At 65.8% G+C, this 19,853-nt stretch carries 16 protein-coding genes; 5 read left to right on the top strand and 11 right to left on the bottom strand.

The window, feature by feature from the left end; translation table 11 throughout:
* Window positions 1-70: 70 nt before the first annotated feature.
* The 6 genes from SG26_RS04170 to SG26_RS04145 form a co-directional block, all read right to left on the bottom strand.
* Complete coding sequence (locus SG26_RS04170) at window positions 71-748, bottom strand: LiaF domain-containing protein (RefSeq protein WP_050036921.1); 678 nt, start codon at window positions 746-748, stop codon at window positions 71-73.
* A gap of 46 nt (window positions 749-794) precedes the next feature.
* Window positions 795-1,379, bottom strand: coding sequence for a YqaA family protein (locus SG26_RS04165; RefSeq protein ID WP_050036920.1), 585 nt, complete (start codon window positions 1,377-1,379; stop codon window positions 795-797).
* Between the two features lie 138 nt (window positions 1,380-1,517).
* Window positions 1,518-2,570: a tyrosine decarboxylase MfnA gene (gene mfnA, locus SG26_RS04160; RefSeq protein ID WP_050036919.1), complete on the bottom strand. Its 1,053-nt coding sequence runs from the start codon at window positions 2,568-2,570 to the stop codon at window positions 1,518-1,520.
* Window positions 2,571-2,714: 144 nt separating this feature from the next.
* Complete coding sequence (locus tag SG26_RS04155) at window positions 2,715-3,617, bottom strand: chemotaxis protein CheY (RefSeq protein WP_050036918.1); 903 nt, start codon at window positions 3,615-3,617, stop codon at window positions 2,715-2,717.
* Window positions 3,618-3,675: 58 nt separating this feature from the next.
* Window positions 3,676-5,985 (bottom strand): phosphoenolpyruvate synthase, encoded by a 2,310-nt coding sequence (ppsA, locus tag SG26_RS04150; protein ID WP_014041022.1) that lies wholly within the window; start codon window positions 5,983-5,985, stop codon window positions 3,676-3,678.
* A gap of 121 nt (window positions 5,986-6,106) precedes the next feature.
* Window positions 6,107-7,018, bottom strand: coding sequence for a PhzF family phenazine biosynthesis protein (locus tag SG26_RS04145; RefSeq protein WP_050036917.1), 912 nt, complete (start codon window positions 7,016-7,018; stop codon window positions 6,107-6,109).
* Between the two features lie 142 nt (window positions 7,019-7,160).
* On the opposite strand from SG26_RS04145, the gene SG26_RS04140 reads away from it, so the two are divergent.
* Together SG26_RS04140 and SG26_RS04135 are read left to right on the top strand one after the other, a co-directional pair.
* The gene (locus SG26_RS04140; RefSeq protein WP_050036916.1) at window positions 7,161-7,910 is read left to right on the top strand and encodes a 4-phosphopantoate--beta-alanine ligase; all 750 of its coding nucleotides are present in this window, start codon (window positions 7,161-7,163) and stop codon (window positions 7,908-7,910) included.
* Complete coding sequence (locus tag SG26_RS04135; protein ID WP_050036915.1) at window positions 7,907-10,459, top strand: AAA family ATPase; 2,553 nt, start codon at window positions 7,907-7,909, stop codon at window positions 10,457-10,459. The genes SG26_RS04140 and SG26_RS04135 overlap by 4 nt, the downstream gene beginning before the upstream one ends.
* A gap of 7 nt (window positions 10,460-10,466) precedes the next feature.
* Here SG26_RS04135 and hutH read toward each other — a convergent pair whose 3' ends face one another.
* The 4 genes from hutH to hutU are packed head-to-tail and all read right to left on the bottom strand — an operon-like array spanning window position 10,467 to window position 15,965.
* Window positions 10,467-12,041 carry a histidine ammonia-lyase gene (gene hutH, locus SG26_RS04130; protein WP_050036914.1) on the bottom strand — a complete coding sequence of 525 codons (1,575 nt, stop codon included), beginning with the start codon at window positions 12,039-12,041 and terminating at the stop codon, window positions 10,467-10,469.
* Window positions 12,038-13,300, bottom strand: coding sequence for an imidazolonepropionase (hutI, locus tag SG26_RS04125; protein WP_050036913.1), 1,263 nt, complete (start codon window positions 13,298-13,300; stop codon window positions 12,038-12,040). Before hutI ends, hutH begins: the two co-directional genes overlap by 4 nt.
* Window positions 13,297-14,220, bottom strand: coding sequence for a formimidoylglutamase (gene hutG / locus SG26_RS04120; protein WP_050036912.1), 924 nt, complete (start codon window positions 14,218-14,220; stop codon window positions 13,297-13,299). The genes hutI and hutG overlap by 4 nt, the downstream gene beginning before the upstream one ends.
* Window positions 14,217-15,965 (bottom strand): urocanate hydratase, encoded by a 1,749-nt coding sequence (gene hutU / locus SG26_RS04115; protein ID WP_050036911.1) that lies wholly within the window; start codon window positions 15,963-15,965, stop codon window positions 14,217-14,219. The genes hutG and hutU overlap by 4 nt, the downstream gene beginning before the upstream one ends.
* Window positions 15,966-16,046: 81 nt before the next feature.
* Between hutU and SG26_RS04110 the strand changes: the two genes are divergently transcribed.
* Window positions 16,047-16,691: a helix-turn-helix domain-containing protein gene (locus SG26_RS04110; protein ID WP_050036910.1), complete on the top strand. Its 645-nt coding sequence runs from the start codon at window positions 16,047-16,049 to the stop codon at window positions 16,689-16,691.
* Here SG26_RS04110 and SG26_RS04105 read toward each other — a convergent pair.
* A complete protein-coding gene (locus SG26_RS04105) occupies window positions 16,686-18,107 on the bottom strand; it encodes a YjiH family protein (protein WP_050036909.1) in 1,422 nt (473 codons plus the stop codon). The two genes, SG26_RS04110 and SG26_RS04105, sit on opposite strands and share 6 nt — an antisense overlap.
* A gap of 156 nt (window positions 18,108-18,263) precedes the next feature.
* On the opposite strand from SG26_RS04105, the gene SG26_RS04100 reads away from it, so the two are divergent.
* Together SG26_RS04100 and SG26_RS04095 are read left to right on the top strand one after the other, a co-directional pair.
* Complete coding sequence (locus SG26_RS04100; RefSeq protein WP_008312519.1) at window positions 18,264-19,199, top strand: sulfide-dependent adenosine diphosphate thiazole synthase; 936 nt, start codon at window positions 18,264-18,266, stop codon at window positions 19,197-19,199.
* 128 nt (window positions 19,200-19,327) lie between these two features.
* Window positions 19,328-19,816, top strand: a complete 489-nt coding sequence (locus tag SG26_RS04095; RefSeq protein WP_050036908.1) for an HTH domain-containing protein — start codon at window positions 19,328-19,330, stop codon at window positions 19,814-19,816.
* The last annotated feature ends 37 nt before the right edge of the window (window positions 19,817-19,853 follow it).

Genomic DNA, 19,853 nt, shown 5'->3' with positions numbered 1-19,853 from the left:
CCTGTTCGTGTGCCACCGACGGGTCAAAAGGGGGTTGGTTTCGGCGCCGCGCTGGACGGGCTGCTGTCCGTCAGTCCAGCAGTTCCAGACCGCCGAAGGCGACGAACCCGGTGATCACGAGGTCGACATCCTTGTGTTCCTCGTCGGAACGAGGGCGAGAGTCTTCCGCCGCGCCGAACAGCGGTAGCACGTCGAGGCGGACGTTCCACTCCCGCGGGACCCGTATCTCGGTCCCGCCGAAGATGGTCGTCGTGCTGACGTGGGCCGGCGCGTCGCTGCTCCTCACGTCCCGGAGGTCAAGTTCGATCCCGCCGAACAGCGCGGTCAGGTCCGCGCTCCGGAAGGCGTCGGCCGTGATGCGTCGCTCCGCGCCCCCGAAGAACGCGAATAGCAGGACGTGATCGCTCCGCTCGGATCGTGCTTTCGCCCGGTACTGTCCGAGGAGGAGCGATAGTCCAAACAGGATGATTAACAGCGGCCAGAACTGCACCACGTCACGGGCGGCGAGCACGCCCAGCGTGACCAGTTGCCACGCGCCAGCGACGAGGATGACCAGCAGCGGACCCACGAGGTTCCGTAGCCCGCCGGACACTAGCGCGTAGATGCCGACGAGGACGAACAACGATGGGACGTAGACGAACAGCGCGCTGGCGTCGAACAGTCCGGTCGACCGTCCGAGCAGCGCCAGGCCGATCAACACGACGATTCCGCCGAGGAGGGTCTGGGCCGCCAAACGGCTTCGGGACATGCGTGCATTTACTCAAACAGATTACATAAATCTGTGTGCCGGCCGCTCACAGCAGCACGAGCGTGCCGCCTGCGAGTGCGAGTGTCACCACAAGCCGCCCGGCGCTGCCGAAGAACGTCGCCGCGCCGAACCGATAGTAGTCGCGTTCGAGGACGGTAAACGCGTAGATAGAGATCGTATCGGGGAAGAAGGGAACACAGAGCGCGAGCGCCAGACCGACGTAGCCGTACTTCTGTGCGAGCTGTACCGTCTTCTTCTCCGACCATTCGATGATATTGAACCGTGAGCGCTTGATCCAGCGCACGAGTGGGCCGTACTCCTTTGCCTCCTGACCGATGTGGAAGGCGACGAGACTGCCGAACGCCTTCCCGAGACCACTGACGAGGATAATCGCCACCAGATTCCCGTTCGTAGAGAGTCCAAGCCGAAGCGTTTCGGCCGGAACTAGTACAACTTCGCTCGGGAGTGGGAGAATGAACGCGATCAGAAACGAGTACACCGCGATGATACCCAGTCCGGTTGGACCGGTGGCCGTACAGACGGCCTCTTCCAGCGGCGACAGTGGAGTGCCGGCGGTCGTACAGTCACCGATGAAGGCAATGAACGCTGTGGTCGGTACTACCAGGTCCACGACCCTCTGTAGCAAACAGGCACTTCTAAACCTTCGTATGTCTTCTCGGGAGTAGTCAATACCAGTATGTTCGGGACCGAGGGCGGCGACGCAGTACCAGTCGAGGTCCGCGATTCAGTACCAGTCGAGGTCCGCGATTCAGTACCAGTCGAGGTCCGCCACGAACGACCGCAGCATCGACCGCGTAACGTGGGGCATACACACGACACGCATCTCGCCAGCCCCGGTCTTTGAGACCCGCCAGCCGCGGTCCCGGAGTTCGTCGGTCATCGGCATCGAGAGATCGGCCGCGACAAGCGGAAGCTCGGGGCCGACCACGTCGTGGCCCCGCGCCGACAGCTGGTCGGCCAGCCAGTCGGCGTTGGCCATCGACGTTTCGTACTGCTGCTCGTAGCCAGCCGGCCACAGCGACTCCATCGCCGCGACGGCGGAGGCCACGCCAGCGCCCGAGCGCGTGCCGGTCAGCGTGAGCTGGTCAGTCGACTCCAGATATGGCGTTTCGACGGCGAGTTGATCAAGCAGTGATCGGTCGCGCGCGAGTAGCCCGCCGGCGGGGACCGCCGCCTGCCCGACCTTGTGCGGGTCAATCGTCATCGTGTCGATGTTCGCGTGGCCGAAGTGCCAGTCGTGGTCGGTGAAGGAGAGGTAGAAACCGCCCCACGCGGCGTCAACGTGACAGAGTGCGTCGACCGTCTCGGCGAGGTCGGCGATGGCCGGAATCGGGTCGACGTAGCCGTATTCGGTCGAGCCGGCGACGCCGACGACACACACCGTGTCCTCGTCAACGAGTTCACCCATCGCTTCCATGTTGGCGCGGTAGTCCGTCGCTGGCGCGGTCCGCAGTTCCACACCGAGTACGTCAGCGGCCTTGGTAAAGGAGAAGTGTGCGTGGACGGGCGCAACTATGTTCGGGTCGTCCGTATCGGCGCGGTTACGGGCAATACGTATCGCCTGGAGGTTGGCCTCCGTGCCGCCCGAAGCAACGTAGCCCGCGGGGTTTGAGAGCCCGGTGATTTCGCCGAGACAATCGACGGCCTCACGTTCCAGATCGGCGATGGTCTCGTACGTACCGGGGTCCCCGGGGTTCGTCGCGAGGAAGCGTTCCGCCGCTTCGCGTGCCGACGGATGCGGCACCGTACACATCGACGAGAGGACGCGCTCGAAGTCCTGTGGCTCTGCCCGCTGGAGCATCTATCGCGAGTATAGAGGGGGAGCGGTTTAGCCGTTGTGCTCGGGCATGTCCGTTGTCTGCTGTTTATTCGCCCTGACGGCGAAACGGTGGCCAGAACGGGGCAGCCGTCCGTAGTTGGTCCTGTAGCGCTCGTCCCGACCGAATTACCAGTTCGACGGCCCGATCTTCTTCGTCGCCTTCGCTCGAAAGCCCGTGGGACCGATCAGCGACTCGAAGACGGTCTGGCGCTCGGTGTCGAGCGCGCCGCCGAAGGAGCCGACCCGCATCGTCCGGTACGTCTCGAACCCCTTGTCGTTGGAGTAGAAGTAGACGCTGCCGTGCAGCAGGCCGTGGATGAGTTCGTCCGAGCGCACGTCGCTCGCGGGCCGGTCGAGTTTGACGAAGGCCACGGTCCCCCAGTTGACGACCGCCTCCCGGAGCCCCATGAGGAACGCGATTTCGTGGTTCTGGGGCAGGCCGAACTCCGTCGCCCGTTCGAGGTCGGTCAGCGAGTCGATGACGATGAGCGTCTCCGCGGCGTCGCTCACCCGGTCGCTGATGTCGGCGAGCAGTTTCTCGAAGGTCTCCTCGTCGGGCTCCGACTCTGGTGGCTCCGCGTCGGGCTGTTCGATTTCGGCGTCGCTCCGTCGCGCATCGAACAGCGGCTCCGGAACCGGCAACAGCTCCATGAAACGCTGGGAGAAGTCCGCGACGGTCATGTTGTCCGTGAGCGTGTCGAACTGATAGCCGTCGAGCACGGCGTCAAGTTCGCTGTAGACGTGTTCGCGGTCGTGCGAGAGCGTGATGTAGGTCACCGAGTTGGGAATCGCCTCGCTGCGCCGGGCAACGCTGTTCGGGACCATCTCGGGCCGGTGTTTCGCGAGCATCAGCGTCGCGAGACTCGTGTAGGTGAACGCATCGCCGCCCGCGTCCGACGCCCCGGCCAGCAGGACCGTGCTCCCGGTCGGAATCCCGCGGACCTGTCCGTCCAGTCCGGGGATGCCGAAAGGGATGTAGGACACACCGGAACTGATACTCTTGGCTTCCGGTGTCGATTCGGGTGCCATACCGCAACGAAGCGAACGGTGCAAAAAAATCTGCTGGCTACGTCGGGCGGCCGCGGCCTCAGCGGACCGATTCCAGCAGCAGGCGCTGTTCGACGCGCTTGACCTCGTGTTGTACGTCGCGGACGGCGTCGATGTTCGGCGAGATAGAGGTGACTCCCTCGTCGACGAGGAAGTCGACCATCTGGGGCTTCGAGGCGGCCTGGCCACAGATGCTCGTGGCGACGTCGTGCTCGCGGCAGGTCCCGATGACCTGGCGCATGAGTTCGAGAACGGCCGGGTGAAGTTCGTCGAAGCGGTCGGCGACGTTGCCGTTGTTGCGGTCGACGGCCAGCGTGTACTGCGTGAGGTCGTTCGTCCCGAAGGAGACGAAGTCGATACCGGCCTCACAGATGTCTTCGATGGACAGCGCGCTCGCCGGCGTCTCGACCATGACGCCCCAGTCGCGCTTCTCGGGGTCGATGCCGACCTCCTGCATCAGCGCCTTCGCCCGCAGGATGTCCTCGGCGTCGGTCACCAGCGGGAGCATCAGTTCGACGTTGTCGTAGCCGAGGTCGTACAGGCGCTCGAACGCCCGGAGTTCGAGCTTGAACTCGCCGGGTCGGTCAAGCGAGCGCCGGATGCCCCGATAGCCGAGCATCGGGTTGTGCTCGCTCGGCTCGTCTTCGCCGCCCTGGAGCTGGCGGAACTCGTCGGATGGGGCATCGAGGGTCCGGACGCGGACCGGCCGCGGGTAGAACGCCTCGGCAACCGAGCGGACCCCCTCGACGATTTCGTCGACGTAGGCGCGCTCGCCGTGGTCCTCGACGTAGCGCGAGGGCGTCTTGTCCGTCGAGAGGATCATGTGCTCGATGCGCAGCAGGCCGACGCCGTCGGCACCGGTCGCAGCCGCTCGCTCCGCGGCCTCCGGAATGGAGACGTTGACCTTGACTTCCGTTCCGGTCATCGGCTTGACTGGCGAGTGTGCCTCGACCGGCCCGGCATCCTCTTCCTCGCCGGTCGTCTCGGGAACCTTGGCCCCTTTCTCGACTGTGCCCTTGTCGCCGTCGAGCGTGACCGTTTCGCCGTCCCGGAGTTTCTGTGTCGCGTCCTCGGCACCGACGACGGCTGGAACGCCGAGTTCACGGGAGACGATGGCTGCGTGGCTGGTCATCCCGCCCTCGTCGGTGATGATACCGTTGGCGCGTTTCATCGCCGGGACCATGTCCGGCGTGGTCATCTCGGCGACGATGATGTCGCCGTCCTCGACCTTGTCGAGGTTGTCGAGTTTGTCGACGATGCGGACGACGCCAGTGACCCGGCCCGGCGCGGAGCCGATTCCGGAGAGCCGGACCGACTCCGACTGGCTCTCCATCGCTCCGCCGTCGGCGACACCCGATTTTGCCCCCGGCGGTTGACTCTCGGCTTCGTTGGCCGAGCCGGCGCTCCCTTCAGGATCGTCGATAGTGGTGATCGGGCGGGACTGCAGCAGGTACACCTCCCCCTCGTAGACCGCCCACTCCACGTCCTGTGGTGTATCGTAATGGTCTTCGACGCGCTCACCGATTTCGATGAGCCGGTGAATCTCGTCCTCCGAGAGGACGCGCTCGTTGCGCTTCTCCTCGGGGACGGAGCGCTCGATTGTCTCGCCGTCTTCTCCCCGAACACACATCACCTTCTTGTCGGCGACGGTCACCTCGTCGATGGTGCCCGTCTCGCGGTCGACGATGTAGTTGTCGGGCGAAACCGCACCGGAGACGACCGCCTCGCCCAGTCCCCACGCGGCCTCGATGATGGCCGTCGGGCCACCGGTCGAGGGATGACTGGTGAACATGACGCCGGATTTCTCCGCGTCGACCATCTGCTGGACGACGACGGCGATGTCCACGGCGTCGTGTGCGAAGTCGTTCTCGTTGCGGTAGTAGATAGCCCGCTGTGTGAACAGCGAGGCCCAGCACTCCTTGACTCGCTGCAGGAGGTCCGCACGCGAGACGTTCAGGTACGTGTCCTGCTGGCCGGCGAAGGAGGCGTCCGGGAGGTCCTCGGCAGTTGCCGAAGACCGCACCGCAACGTCCTCGTCGCCCATCTCGTCGTATGCAGCCAGCAGGTCCTCGCGGACCGACGGTGGGGTGTCGGTTTCCAGGATCAACTCCTGAGCGCGTTCGGCTGCCTCGGCCAGCGCCTGCGAGTCATCGCTGTCGACATCGACGGCCTCGAACAGCGGCTCGTCGATTCCAGTTGCTTCGATGAACGACCGATACGTGTCGGCGGTAACGACGAACGCCGACGGAACGGGCAGGCCCGCTCCGGTCAGTTCTCCGAGAGACGCCGCCTTGCCGCCGACCCGCGCCAGGTCGTCGGCACCGATTTCGTCGAGCCACAGTGTTGGCATGGACTCATTCGTACCATCTTCAACGACAATTAAGGATGTTCCGGTTGCAACCAGTGAGAGATCGCTCTTCACTCGATTTCGAGTGAATTAGGCGGTCAGGCTGCCGGTGCGGTGTGGACGGTCACGCTTCGATAATATCGTCGTCGTCAACAGCGGGGACAGTTACCGTGCCGTCCAATGCGGTCACGCCGCGACCGCCGACCCACACCTCGGTCCCGTCGGTATCGACTGACACCGTCCCGGGTCGGTCGCGGAAATGCCCGCCCTCGGCGATGATCTGTTCGACGGTGTCATCGAGCGCCCCGTAGCGGCGGACGAACGCCGCGCAGGCCCCCGATGCTGCCGCGCTTACCGGCTCTTCTGTCCGGCTCCCCGCGCGGAAGGCTCGCCCGTGGAACGTCGACCGGCGCGTTGCGTCGCCGCCAATGGTGTCGAAGGTGAACGGGTACACGCCGACTGCGTCCGCGCGGTCACAGAGCGAGGCGACGGCGGTCCCATCCACGGCGAGGGTGCTCAGATGCTCGAAGTAGTTGACCGGGACCATGAGCCACGACTCACTCGCGTCGGCTGTCACGAGCGGGAGGTCCGCGCCCACGTCCTTGAGCGTGGCCGCGTCGAGTCCGAGCGCGTCCGCGACATCGCTGTAGGGGATATCGACCTCGGTGATGTCGGCCCGGCCCTGCTCGACCCAGACCATGCCGTTCGGTTTGGTTTCGATGGCGATTTCGCCTCCAGCTGTGGCGACCGTTAATTCGGCGGCGTCGACTTCACCACGCTCGTAGAGCGCCGCGTACGCGGCGATTGTCGCCGTCTCTGCCTGCGCCAGTTCCTCGGTCGGCGAGAAACAGCGAAGTCGGCGGTCGGCGTCCGCCGCCGGCAGGACAAAGGCCGTCTCGGTGGCCCCCAGTTCGCTGGCGACGGCCTGCATCTGGTCGTCGGTCAGTCCGTCGGCTTCAGGGACGACGCCGGTCGGTGTGCCCGCCGTCGGCTCCGCGGCGAACGCGTCGACAAGCAACGCCTGTCGGGTATCCATGGCACGGAGTTGTGCTGACCCGCAGATAATCTTTTCCGGAGCTAGCCATCGTCGTCCGGTGATCGGTTCCGGTGAGACACGCAACAACGCCCGGGACGCGCCTGACGGACGACTTTAGTACAGGGAGCTATCACTGGAACGTATGAGTGAGGACGTCGACCTCCCTGAAAGCCACCCCCGCTACGAGTCGCTTCTGACCCGCCACCGTATCGAAGCGGGCGTCGACCGCGGTATCACCTCCCGGCAGGGCCTCATCGCACAGGGCCGCGGCGAAGCCTTCGACTACCTGCTGGGCGAGCGCACCATCGACAGCGCCGACGACGCCGAGCGTGCCGCCGCGGCACACCTTCTGTCCGCCGAGCACGCCGTCGTCTCGGTCAACGGCAACGCCGCCGCCCTCGTGCCCGGCGAACTCGTCGAACTGGCCGAGGTGACCCGCGCAGACCTCGAAGTGAACCTGTTCAACCGGACCGAGGAACGCATCGAGGCCATCGCCGACTACCTTCGCGAGCACGGGGCGACGGACGTGAAGGGGCTCACCGCCGACGGGCGCATTCCCGGCCTCGACCACGAGCGCGCGAAGGTCGACGCCGACGGCATCGGCGCAGCGGACGTGGTGCTGGTGCCGCTGGAGGACGGCGACCGCGCCGAGGCGCTGGGCGAGATGGGGAAGACGGAACTGGTCATTGACCTCAACCCTCGAAGCCGCTCTGCCGAGGTGGCGACGGTCCCCATCATCGACAACATCATCCGCGCGATACCAAACATTACCGAGCACGCCCGTAATCTCCGCGGTGAACCCGATGCCCAGCGGGACGCTATCGAGACGTTCGACGCCGATAGCGCCCTGACTGCCGCCGAGCACACGATTCGGGAGGGGGACCTCGAATGAGCCTGCCGCCGTACATCTACGCCGACCGGCGGATACCCGACGAGGAAACCGTCAGGGAAACCCTCGACCAGCGGACGATGACCGCCTTCGGCGATACCGAGCGACTCGAACGGCTCCACCGGGTGTTCTATCCGGTGTTCAAAGTCGACTACGAGTACGAGACCGGCGAGGGGAAGCTGTTCGGCACGACGACGCGATCCGAGACCGCGTTCCTCGACGGTCTCTGGGCAGACAACGACCGGGCCGTCTCGCAGTACGTCGAGGACACTGATTCGGTGGTCCGCCGGCCGACGGGCGACTACGACTTCGGCCGCGACGACCCCGCGCTTGGCCGCTCCGTCCTGCTGCAGTTCCAGGTCACCGACGACGACGCCCGGTCGCTACTGCCCCAGCGTGTCGCCGAGTACCGCGAGCAGCGCCACGACTCCGCCTCGGGCGCGGCGAACGTGTTCCTCCGGAAGCTTCGCGAGTCCTACGGGCTCCCCGGGGATTTCGACCCCGACGGATTCGACGGCGTGACCGGCGTCGAGCGCCTGTATCTCCCCTTCTGGCTCGCCGAGTTCCACTCGCCCGACAGCACGGACGTCAAGCTCGTCACGTTCCGGGACCCAGACGCCTCGACCGAGGAGCTACAGCGCCACGGCTGGCTCGCGGAGTTTTTGAGCGCCGAACCCCGCCGGCTGGCCGAGTACGGCTACGAGGTCAACCCGGACCGCCTCGAACGGAACATCCGGGAGCGGATCGACCAGTCCGACGAATCCGGCACGGCCGGGATGGGCGGCGATTCTGGCTCCGACAGCACCGACGGCCCGCCCTCGATAAACCGCGAACGACCCTCGGACGACGGGACGGTGGTCCAGCCCGACGGCGTCGATATGCAAGCCGACGGGCTGGTCGACCCAAACCCGTCCCGGAGCTTCGCCGATGTCGGTGGGATGTCCGAGCTACTTGAGACGCTCAACCACAAGGTCGTCCGGCCGTTGCAGGACCCCAGCGCCTTCGAAGAGTACGGCATCGGCGTCGTCAACGGCGTCCTGCTGCATGGCCCGCCCGGCTGTGGGAAGACACACGTCGCAGGCGCACTCGCGGGCGAGGTCGACCACGCCTTCATCGAGGTCACGCCCGCCGACGTGACCAGCAAGTACATGGGCGAACCCGCACAGAAAGTCGAGGAACTGTTCCAGATCGCCCGCGCGAACGCCCCCTGTATCCTCTTCATCGACGAAATCGACGGCATCGCCGGCGCACGCGACGGCGACAGCAACATGAACAGCAGCGAGCAGCAACTGGTCAACCAACTGCTCACCGAACTCGAAGGGATCGCCGACGAGGACGTGGTGGTGCTGGGCGCGACGAACCTCGTCGAGGACGTGGACGACGCGATCCGCCGCTCGGGCCGGTTCGACGAGCGCGTGGAGGTCCCGCCGCCGGACCCCGCGGCGCGAACGCAGATTCTGGAGATTCACCTCGCCGGCCGGCCGACAGCGGCCGACATCGACCTCGGCCCCGTCGTCGAGGAGACGGCCGGCTTCGCGGCCAGCGACATCGAACTCCTTGCCGAGGACGCCGCCCGAAAGGCGTTGCGGGCCGACGCCCCGATTGGGACGGACCATCTGCTGCAGGCCGCCACAGAGACCGACACCAGCATCCCGGACTGGGTCGACCCCGAGATGGTCGCCGAGAACGGCGTCGTCCAGCCCGACGGCGTCGACCTGCAGGCCAGTTCGCTCGTCGAGACTGACGCCGGACGCGACTTCGCCGACGTAGGTGGGATGGGTGAACTGAAGGACCGACTTGAAGACACGGTCCTCGATCCGCTTGAGAACGCCGAGGAATACGAAACGTACGGCATCGACGTGCTTTCCGGCCTGCTGCTGTACGGTCCGCCCGGCTGCGGGAAGACCCACCTCGCCGGCGCGCTCGCTGGCGAACTCGACCACAGCTTCGTCGAGATCAGTCCCGCAGACGTGACTAGCAAGTGGATGGGCGAGCCGGCCCGCAACGTCGCCGAGGTGTTCGAGGTGGCCCGCGCGAACGCGCCCTGCGTGCTGTTCATTGACGAAATCGACGGCATCGCGGGCTCGCGGCGCGGGTCGATGAACACGAGCGAGCAGCAACTGGTCAACCAACTGCTCACCGAACTCGAAGGCGCGGCGGCCGACGACATCGTCGTGGTCGCCGCGACGAACTTTGTCGAGGACATCGACACGGCACTACGGCGCTCGGGCCGCTTCGACGAGCGCGTGGAAGTCCCGCCACCGGACGCCGAGGCTCGCAAACAGATTCTGGAGATCCACCTGCAGGACCGGCCCGTCGCCGGTGACATCGACTGGGACGCCATCATTGAACCGACGGCTGGCTACGCCGCCAGCGACCTCGAACTCGTCGCCGAGGACGCGGCGCGGCACGCCCTGCGAGACGGCTCGGAGATAACACAGGAGCATCTCGAAATCGCCGTCCGGGAGACCCATTCGAGCATCGCCGACTGGGACGACCGGGAGCGCTATCAGGGAGTAGAGGGGACCGCGGACCTGGGGCTTGGGTCCTGAGGCCGGGTCACTCCAGTTCCTCGTCGAGCGCCGCAGCAACCCGCTCGATGAAGGCCGGCGACTCGACGAGTGCGCCCGCGGCCTCGATGTCCTCGTGGATGGGTCGGTCCGCCGTTAGCTTCGGGACCACTGCACGGACGGCGTCGTAGGCCTCGGCCGACCCGACGCCCAGTTCGAGGGCGTCGTCGACGAAGTCGGCGGCTTGCGCCCCACAGCACAGCTCGACGCCGAGAATCGCGGCGGCGTTTCGGGCTGCTTTTCGGGCCAGATAGGCCGACTGCGCGCTCATGCTGACGTGGTCCTCCTGATTGCCGCTGACGGGCGTGTTGTCCATCGAGGGCCGGCCGAAGGACCGACATTCGTTCAACAGTGCGGCAGCGGTGTACTGTGCGATCATGTAGCCCGACCGGACGCCGCTTCGCTCGGTGAGAAACGGCGGGAGGTGTGGCTCCTGCAGATTCGGATTGAGCATCCGGTCCGTCCGGCGCTCCGAGATGGCCGCGAGTTCGGTGAGCGCGTTCGTCAGATAGTCGAGGCGCATGGCGAGTACCGCGCCGTGGAAGTTCCCGCCGGACAGCACGCCCGCGCTGTCGGAGCCGGAGGCCCGGTCCCCCACCGCCTCACGGGGGAACACCAGCGGATTATCGGTCGCGCTGTTGAGTTCCACCTCGACGGCCTCCCGGAGGTGGGCGACGGCGTCGCGGACCGCGCCGTGGACCTGCGGCAGACAGCGCATCGCGTAGGCGTCCTGTACGCGGTCGCAGTTTCGGTGGGACTCGACCACGTCGGAGTCGGCCGTCAGCCGCCGGACGTTTCGCGCACTCGCGGCCTGGCCGGCGTGGGGCCGGACGTCGGTGATGGCTTCGTGGGACGGTACTGTCGAGGAGAGGGTCACCTCCGTCGTGAGCGCACCGGCGATGTCGGCGGCGGCGACCAGCCGTTCCGCGTCGGCGAGGAGGAGTGCGGCCACGCCGACGGTCAGTTGTGTCCCGTTGATGAGCGCCAACCCCTCCTTGGCCCGGAGCGTCACCGGTTCGAGGCCGACTGCGTCGAGCGCCTCGTCGCCGGGGAGTCGGTCCCCCTCGACCTCGGCTTCTCCTTCGCCGATGAGGACCAGCGACATGTGGGCGAGCGGCGCGAGGTCGCCGCTCGCGCCGAGGCTGCCCCGCGACGGGACGACCGGGTGGACACCAGCGTCGAGCATCGCCACCAGCAGATCGACGACGGACTCACGGATGCCTGAATACCCCTTCGCCAGCGTGTTCGCCCGTGTGACCATCATCGCCCGGACTTCCTCGGTCGTCAACTCCCGTCCGACCGCGGCGGCGTGGCTCCGCAGTAGGTTCCGCTGGAGGGCATCGAGATCCTCGCGTGGGATGCGCTCGTCGACGAGGTCGCCGAAACCGGTGGTGACGCCGTACACCGCCTCGCCGCTGTCCAGCACGCTCTCGACGCGCTCGCGGGACTCGCGGATTCGCTCGCGGGCGGTGTCGGCAACGGTGACGGTCGCGCCGTTCCGGGCGACGGCGACCACGTCGGCGGGCGTGAGCGACTCGCCGTCGAGGACAACTTCGGCGGTCATGGTTGCATATCCCGAGCGTATGACTCATGCGTTGGGGTGCTGACGACCGAGCCGTCTTTCAGGACGGTGTCGACGACGTTGGTCCCGTACTGGTAAGGAATGTGGACGTGACTCGGCGCGGCAAGGACGGTGACGTCACCGGGCGTACCCTCGCGGAGCGTCCCCAGCCCATCGGTCCTGTCCAGCGCGAGCGCGGCGTGTTTCGTTCCAGCGACCAGCGCTTCGGCCGGTGTCAGTCCCATCTCGACGCAGGCCAGCGACAGCGCAAATCCCATGCTGTGACTGTGGCAGTTCGGATTGAAATCCGTCGCTACCGCGACAGACGCGCCCCGGTCGCGGAACGCCGTCGCGTCCGCGTACGCTGCGCCGAGACCGAACGCCGTTCCGGGGAGCAACACCGGCGTTACGGCAGCGTCGACAAGCGCGTCAATGTCTTCGCCGGTCGCGTGCAGGAGGTGGTCGGCACTGGCCGCGCCCACGTCCGCCGCCAGCTGTGTCCCGCCGATGTGGGCCAGTTCTTCGGCGTGGACCTTCGGCGTCAGCCCGGCGGCTGCGCCTGCTTCGAGGACCCGTCGGGACTGCGCGACCGAGAAGACGCCCTCCTCACAGAACACGTCGCAGAACTCGGCGATGCCCTGCGATTCGACAGCCGGAAGCTGCTCGTCGACGACCGCCGCGGTGTAGTCGTCGGCGTCCCACCCCTCGGGAACAGCGTGTGCGCCCATGAACGTCGGGACCACGTCGACGGGATGGACGTCGTCGGCCCTGTCGATAACTCGGAGCATCCGTAGCTCCGTCTCCGTGTCGAGTCCGTAGCCGGACTTCACCTCGACTGTCGTCGTCCCGTGAGCGAGCATGGTGTCGAGATGGGCCAGCAGGTTCGACAGCAGCGTTTCCTCGTCGGCTTCCCTGACCGCTCGGACCGTTCTGAGGATGCCGCCGCCTTCGGCGAGGATGTCCTGATAGGACTTCCCGCGCAGTTTGGCGGCGAACTCGTCCGAGCGGTCGCCGGCGAACAGCGCGTGGGTGTGGGGGTCGACGAAGCCCGGAATGACGGCCTGACCGCTGGCATCGATAGCGTGGTTGGCGCTCTCCGGCGGGTATTCGGCAGTCACCTCCGCGGTCGGACCGACAGCGGCGACAGTGCCGTCCACGATGGCGACTGCGCCGTCCTCGTAGGTCTCCAGTCCGCGGCCGTCTGCCGCCGGGCCCGCGACGAGTTCGGCCGCGCCGTAGACCACGGCATCGGGGGCTGTCATCGGTCACCTCCCAGGCCACTGAGGAAGTGTGCGACGGCGCGGGCCCCGGCGCGGGCGGTCCGGTTCCCAGCGTCAAGCGGTGGCGCGCACTCGACCACCTCAAACCCGGCGACACGGTCGTCGGCCGCCACGCGGCCCAGCATCCGGAACAGGTCTCGCGTCGAGAGGCCGCCCGGTGTCGGTGCGCTCACGCCCGGTGCGGCCGCGGCACTGAGCACGTCGAGGTCCAGACTGACATAGACGGCGTCGACATCGCCGAGCGCGGCAAGCGCATCGTCCACCGCGCCGGCAGGGTCGCCAGCCACCGACTCCGGCGGCAGGACCGTCCCGCCCTGCTCGGCGAGGTAGTCGTGGTACGCTGTCGAGGTTTCGAAGTGGCGCGCGCCGACAACGGCCAGTGCGTCGAGGCCTGCATCGTGGAGCTGTCGGTACGGCGTCCCGCTCGTCGGCTCGTCCCGAACGGCGCGGCAATCGAGGTGGGCGTCGAAGCTGACTGCGCCGACCGTTTCGTGAGCCAACAGCGGCGCGGCGTTCGGGAACGTCAGTGAGTTGTCGCCACCGAGAAACACCGGCACTGCGCCCGTTGCGTGAATCTCGGCCGTCATCGAGCGGACAGCGCTCTGGACCCGTTCGACGCCGCCGGCCGGAATCTCGATGTCGCCGAGGTCGGCGACCGAGCGGACCGGTCCGCGTTCGATGTGATGCGTCTTCGTTCCGCCGAGTTCGCGTCGGAGAGCCGCCGGGCCGGCACGCGCGCCCGGCCGTCCGATGACGGCCCCGTCGTACGGCTCGCCCACCAGCACCACGTCGTACTCGGCAGCGGTCGCGAGCGTGGCCGTCTCGACGATGTCACCGAACTGCTCGTCGTTCGGGTCGCTGGACGGCCCGGTCCACGGCGACGGGTCTGTCAGGTCGGTCATCGGTCGCGGTTGCGGTCACGCATCGGGACCGCGACGTCGTTCTCGTCGGCCATCTCCTGTGCGATTTCGTAACCGGCGTCGGCGTGGCGAATGACGCCCATCCCGGGGTCGGTCGTGAACACACGGCGGGCCTTCTCGGCTGCGAGATCAGACCCGTCGAGGACGACGTGGTTGTTCGTGTGCAGGGAGTTGCCGATGCCGACACCGCCGCCGTCATGGACGCTGACGATGTCCGCGCCGGCGGCGCAGTTCAGCAGGGCGTTCAGAATCGGCCAGTCGGCGACGGCGTCAGTCCCGTCTTTCATCGCCTCCGTTTCGCGGTGTGGCGAGGCGACGCTCCCGGCATCTAGGTGGTCCCGCGTGACGACGATGGGTGCCGTAATCTCGCCGTCGGCGACGAGTTCGTTGATGCGGAGCGCGAGGCGGGCGCGCTCGGTCAGCCCATCCTCGGTCGCGTACCCCAGCCAGCACACTCGCGATGGCAGGCCCTGGAAAGACACCTGCTCCTGGGCGAGGTCGATCCAGCGATGGAGGTCGTCTTTCTCCGGGAACAGCTCCTTGACCGCGTCGTCTGTCCGGTGGATGTCCGCGGGGTCGCCCGAGAGCGCGGCCCAGCGGAACGGTCCTTTGCCCTCACAGAACAGCGGGCGGATGTACGCGGGAACGAACCCCGGGAAGTCGAACGCGGTGTCGAGGTCGCGCTGGTCCTCGACCTGCCCGCGGATGTTGTTGCCGTACTCGAAAGCGATGGCACCCCTGTCCTGCAGTTCCAGAATGCCCTCGACGTGGCGCTCCATCGTATCGAGACTCTCCGCGACGTACGTTTCGGGGTCGCGCTCGCGGAGTCGGTCGGCTTCCTCGACAGTGTAGCCAGCGGGATAGTACCCTTCGAGTTCGTCGTGAGCGCTCGTCTGGTCGGTCACTACATCGGGGACGAACCCCATGTCCAACATCTCAGCGAGCATGTCCGCGGCGTTCATGTGGACGCCGACGCTGTAGGGCTCACCGTTCGCCGCGGCCGTCTGTGCGCGTTCGATGGCCGTCGCGAGGTCGTCGGTTTTCTCCTGGCAGTACCCCGTTTCGATGCGCCGGTCGATACGGTCCTCATCGACTTCGGCCGCGAGACAGACGCCGTGGTTCATCGTCACCGCGAGCGGTTGCGCACCGCTCATTCCGCCGAGGCCGCCGGTGACGACAATCTTCCCGCGGAGCCCGTCGTTGTCCGGGTAGTGTTCCCGGGCGAGCGCGGCCAGCGTCTCGTAGGTCCCCTGGATGATGCCCTGCGTGCCGATGTAGGCCCACGAGCCGGCAGTCATCTGGCCGTACATGATCTGTCCCTTCGCTTCAAGTTCGTGAAAGTGCTCCCAGGTGTCCCACTTGCCGACGAGGTTCGAGTTCGCGATGAGGACGCGCGGGGCCTTCTCGTGGGTCTCGAACCGACCGACCGGCTTGCCGCTCTGGACGAGGAGGGTTTCGGTGTCGCCGAGTTCACGGAGTTCGTCGACGATAGTATCGTAGGCGTCCCACGACCGGGCCGCACGCCCGGTCCCGCCGTACACGACCAGCTCCTCCGGCTTTTCGGCGACTTCGGGGTCGAGGTTGTTGTTCAACATTCGGAGCGCGGCCTCCTGTCGCCACCCTTCACACTCGATGTCGGTGCCGGTGGGTGAACCCTGGTACTCGCGCCACTGTTCCGAGGGCGTCCCGACGTCGTGGTCGGTGTCTGGGGAAGACTGCTGTGCCATACCACACCATTAGTGGAGAACCGTGTTAGCAGATCGTCACCGTTCGGAACTGTTTTTATATATTCTTGTGCACCGCTAGCTATGTACGAAGTACTGTTCCGTGTCTACGGCGACGGGGCCTACGAGGCGGCAACCGACGGGACCGGCACCCGCATCGAGCTGTGGTGTAACGACCACAGCGACCTTCTGCACGTTAGCGGCGGGGACGTCGGGGACGTTATCGAGCAGGTCCGCACCACCGTCGGTATCGGTGAGCGGCTGGAAAACGGCGACGAGCAGGTGCTGGTCACTGAGGAGTGTCTGAAAGCACAGCTCGACAACAACGTCGAACGCTTTCTGGCGAGTGAAGGCTGTCTGCTCGTCCCGCCGCTGAAATACGCCAGCGGTGGTAAGCTCGTCCGGGCACTCGGTCTCAGCCCCGACGCACTGGCCAGAGTGTACCAGTCCCTGGCAGGACAGTTCGACGTTACCGTCGAATCGAAACGTGAGATTACCTCCGTAACGCCGGACGCACCGCTTTTGACCGTCGATGCTATGCTCCCCGATCTGTCGCCGCGGCAGCGTGAGGTGTTCCTGACGGCCTACGAGCAGGGGTACTACGAACTGCCCCGCGAGACGACAACGGCGGCTATTGCGGAGCAGGTGGGCGTGGAGCGCCGAACCGCGGAGGACCACTTGCGGCGGGCGGAAAAGAAACTGGCTGAAGCGCTGGTCGAATACCTATAGGAGGCCCAGCGCAGCGAGAGCGTGAGTAATGCCGGCGATGAGCGGCACGAGAAGCACCGTCCGCATGATGAACAACGCTACGAGGTCCCGAAACCGGATGGGGACGTCACTGAACATGTCCATCATCATCGGGCCGACGCTGGAGAAGAAGATGAGTTGAGAGACGGCCAGCACGCCGACGAAGAACTTTGCCTTCGTCGCTGTCTCGCTCACGAGCAGGACGGGGACGTACATCTCGGTGATACCGACGATGGTCGCCGGCGCGACCACCTCTGCGTTCGGGATTCCGAGCGCAGCGATGACCGGCGTCAACGGGCGACCCAGAATGTCGAAGACTGGGGTGTGTGCCGAGAGCAGCGTCGCGGCGAGTCCAACAGCGAGGATGGTTCCCAGGATGAGACTGGTGAGCTTCAGGCCGTCGACGAAGCCTCGCTTGGCTGCCTGTGCGAACGTCTCGCCGTCCTTGGCCTTGCCGACGGCCTCGCTGACCGCCAGCCGGACGTAATCCGACGGCGTCCCGGAGAAGGCGAGTTCCGGGTCGGGTTCAGCGATGTACTCCTCGGGAATCCTGGAGATAGGCGGCACCCGGACCAGAATAACGCCGGTGACGACGACACAGAAGAAGTACGCCCCGAAGATGAGCGGGAACTTCGGGAGCATCCCGAGCGTGGCGGCGACGACGCCGACGAAGCCGATTGACACCGTCGAAAAGCACGTCGCGATGGTAAACACGTCGCGCTTGTGGTAGCCGCCGTCTTCGAAGACATTGCGGGTGACGTACAGGCCGACGCTGTAGGAGCCGACCCACGATGCGAGACTGTCCAGTGCGGCCCGCCCCGGGACCTTGAACAACGGTCGCATTATCGGCCTCGCAAGCGTTCCGACGAACTCCAGCCCGCCGAGTTCGACGAATATCGTGATGAAAATGGCCCCGATGGGGATGATGACGCCGACGCTGTACACCAGCGTCCCCCACATCAGCCCGCCGGTGCTGGGTGTGTGGAGCCACTCTGGACCGAGTTTGAAGAACATCACTGGCGCGACGAGCACGCCGGCGACTCGGAGCGCCCAGAAGACTCCCGAGGTTTCGAAGGATGACAGGTCGTACCCCGCGACCTCGCCGTCACTGGCCATCGCGAGCGTCGTCAGTATCCCGCCGGCGAGGATGATCGCCAGTGAGTAGACGCCGATGACGTTCGGGAACGCCCCGGTTATGTTGCTGACGACGATGTCGAACGGGACTGTTACCTCGCCCTGGTACGGGACCGGCAGAAGAAAGAACACCCCGCCGATGAGAAACGCGATCTGGAACTTCAGCACCGGCCGCGTTTCGTATTCGTGCAGGTCGATATCGTCGATGTCTCTTGCCGCCGGTTCAGTGTCGACCGTGTACGTGTTGCCTGTTTCGGTAGACATTAGCACACAATACTCTCATTTGATAGTTAGTCCTGAAACCACCGTGTGGAACCATTTTTATTACTGCCTTCCACGCCAGCGGCCGTGCGCGAGATTCAGCAAACAGACGAGGCCATCAGAACGACTATGTACCACCAAAGAATATCACTAGGTGGTATGAGCGATTCAGATTCATTCGAACAGTTCAGCGACGTTGGCGAAGCAGAGGTCACACGCGCAATCGGGCAGGAATGGACCGAGGAGTTCATGGATTTCTCGGACTCCGATGTCATCATCGTCGGCGGTGGCCCATCGGGGCTGATGGCCGCGAAGGAACTCGCCGAGCGCGGTGTGCAGGTGATGGTCGTCGAGAAGAACAACTACCTCGGCGGCGGCTTCTGGCTCGGCGGCTTCCTGATGAACAAGGTTACCGTTCGGGACCCGGCCCAGCAGGTGCTGGACGAACTCGACGTCGACCACAAGCAGTCCAAGGACAGCGAGGGGCTCTACGTCGCCAACGGGCCTGAGGCCTGTTCCGGCCTCATCAAGGCCGCCTGCGACGCCGGCGCGAAGATGCAGAACATGACGGAGTTCACCGACATCGTCATCCGCGAGGACCACCGCGTCGGCGGCATCGTCATGAACTGGACACCTGTCCACGCACTGCCCCGCGAAATCACCTGCGTCGACCCAATCGCCGTCGAGGCCGACCTCGTCATCGACGCGACGGGCCACGACGCGATGGCCGTCAAGAAACTCGACGAGCGCGGTGTCCTGAACGCGCCGGGCCTCGAAGACGAAGCCAGCGGCATGGACCAGACCGACGACGACACCTACGGCGCGCCCGGCCACGACTCGCCCGGCCACGACTCCATGTGGGTCGGCGAGAGCGAGGACGCCGTCGTCGAACACACCGGCCTCGCCCACGATGGCCTCGTCGTCACCGGCATGGCGACCGCGACCACCTACGGCCTCCCGCGTATGGGACCGACGTTCGGGGCCATGCTCGTCTCCGGCAAGCGCGCCGCGCAGGTCGCGCTGGACGAGCTGGAAGTCGACGCCGAACCGGTCGATGTCACGAGCCGCGACGCCGCATCCCCTGCTGACGACTGAAACCCTCCCACGCCCCGGTTTTTAACCGACTACCTTTCGGCCGCTTAGCTGACCATTCAGGCCGAAATATCGCCCTGAAGAAAACAATTAAACAATAGTAGTTCAGAGATGTTAGTGATTGACAATCAATGTCTGAAGAGATGCAACGGAGCGACAACCACAGGGCTGACGAGTCAGTCGGCAGCGAAATCGGGGTCCAACTCTGGAGTCGGCGGCCGGTCTGTGGCCCTCGAACGACAGCCATCGACCAGTTCACGGAACTCGCCACGACCGGAGTTATCGAGGATTTCGATGTCCAGACGTGGCCCGAGGAAATTCCGGTCTCCCAGCGGAGCGAGCACGGGGAGGTGCTGGCGACTGTCGACCGGTACGAGCAGTGGGCCACCGAACGGGGACTGAGTCTCCGACCGCCGTTCGAGACGCGAACGTCGTCGCTACTGGTCGGCGGGAGCACGGAGGTGTTGCGGCTGCCGATGCTGGCCGTCGCGGTGTACGCGGACGACGAACTGGTCGGCGTGTATCCGTGTACAGACGGGGAGACGACGTGGTCCGTCACCGATTGCATTGACGCGCTCACTGCGGACCCGACGACGCTCCCGCACGAACCGGAGCAGTGACTCCCCACACGAACGGCTCGGTCTGTCCGCCGGCGGC

The sequence above is a fragment of the Haloarcula sp. CBA1115 genome (genome assembly GCF_000827835.1).
In the GTDB taxonomy this organism is placed as follows: Archaea; Halobacteriota; Halobacteria; order Halobacteriales; family Haloarculaceae; genus Haloarcula; species Haloarcula hispanica.
Note: the sequence above shows the minus strand (reverse complement) of the source record. Positions and strands in the feature narration are given on the sequence as shown.

Coding starts and splice junctions, on each gene's coding strand:
- SG26_RS04155 (WP_050036918.1), bottom strand. CDS start 3,617: ATGGCACCCGAATCGACACCGGAAGCCAAGAGTATCAGTTCCGGTGTG.
- SG26_RS04170 (WP_050036921.1), bottom strand. CDS start 748: ATGTCCCGAAGCCGTTTGGCGGCCCAGACCCTCCTCGGCGGAATCGTC.
- SG26_RS04110 (WP_050036910.1), top strand. CDS start 16,047: ATGTACGAAGTACTGTTCCGTGTCTACGGCGACGGGGCCTACGAGGCG.
- hutH (WP_050036914.1), bottom strand. CDS start 12,041: ATGACCGCCGAAGTTGTCCTCGACGGCGAGTCGCTCACGCCCGCCGAC.
- SG26_RS04135 (WP_050036915.1), top strand. CDS start 7,907: ATGAGCCTGCCGCCGTACATCTACGCCGACCGGCGGATACCCGACGAG.
- SG26_RS04140 (WP_050036916.1), top strand. CDS start 7,161: ATGAGTGAGGACGTCGACCTCCCTGAAAGCCACCCCCGCTACGAGTCG.
- ppsA (WP_014041022.1), bottom strand. CDS start 5,985: ATGCCAACACTGTGGCTCGACGAAATCGGTGCCGACGACCTGGCGCGG.
- SG26_RS04105 (WP_050036909.1), bottom strand. CDS start 18,107: ATGTCTACCGAAACAGGCAACACGTACACGGTCGACACTGAACCGGCG.
- SG26_RS04145 (WP_050036917.1), bottom strand. CDS start 7,018: ATGGATACCCGACAGGCGTTGCTTGTCGACGCGTTCGCCGCGGAGCCG.
- hutU (WP_050036911.1), bottom strand. CDS start 15,965: ATGGCACAGCAGTCTTCCCCAGACACCGACCACGACGTCGGGACGCCC.
- hutG (WP_050036912.1), bottom strand. CDS start 14,220: ATGACCGACCTGACAGACCCGTCGCCGTGGACCGGGCCGTCCAGCGAC.
- hutI (WP_050036913.1), bottom strand. CDS start 13,300: ATGACAGCCCCCGATGCCGTGGTCTACGGCGCGGCCGAACTCGTCGCG.
- SG26_RS04095 (WP_050036908.1), top strand. CDS start 19,328: ATGTCTGAAGAGATGCAACGGAGCGACAACCACAGGGCTGACGAGTCA.
- SG26_RS04100 (WP_008312519.1), top strand. CDS start 18,264: ATGAGCGATTCAGATTCATTCGAACAGTTCAGCGACGTTGGCGAAGCA.
- mfnA (WP_050036919.1), bottom strand. CDS start 2,570: ATGCTCCAGCGGGCAGAGCCACAGGACTTCGAGCGCGTCCTCTCGTCG.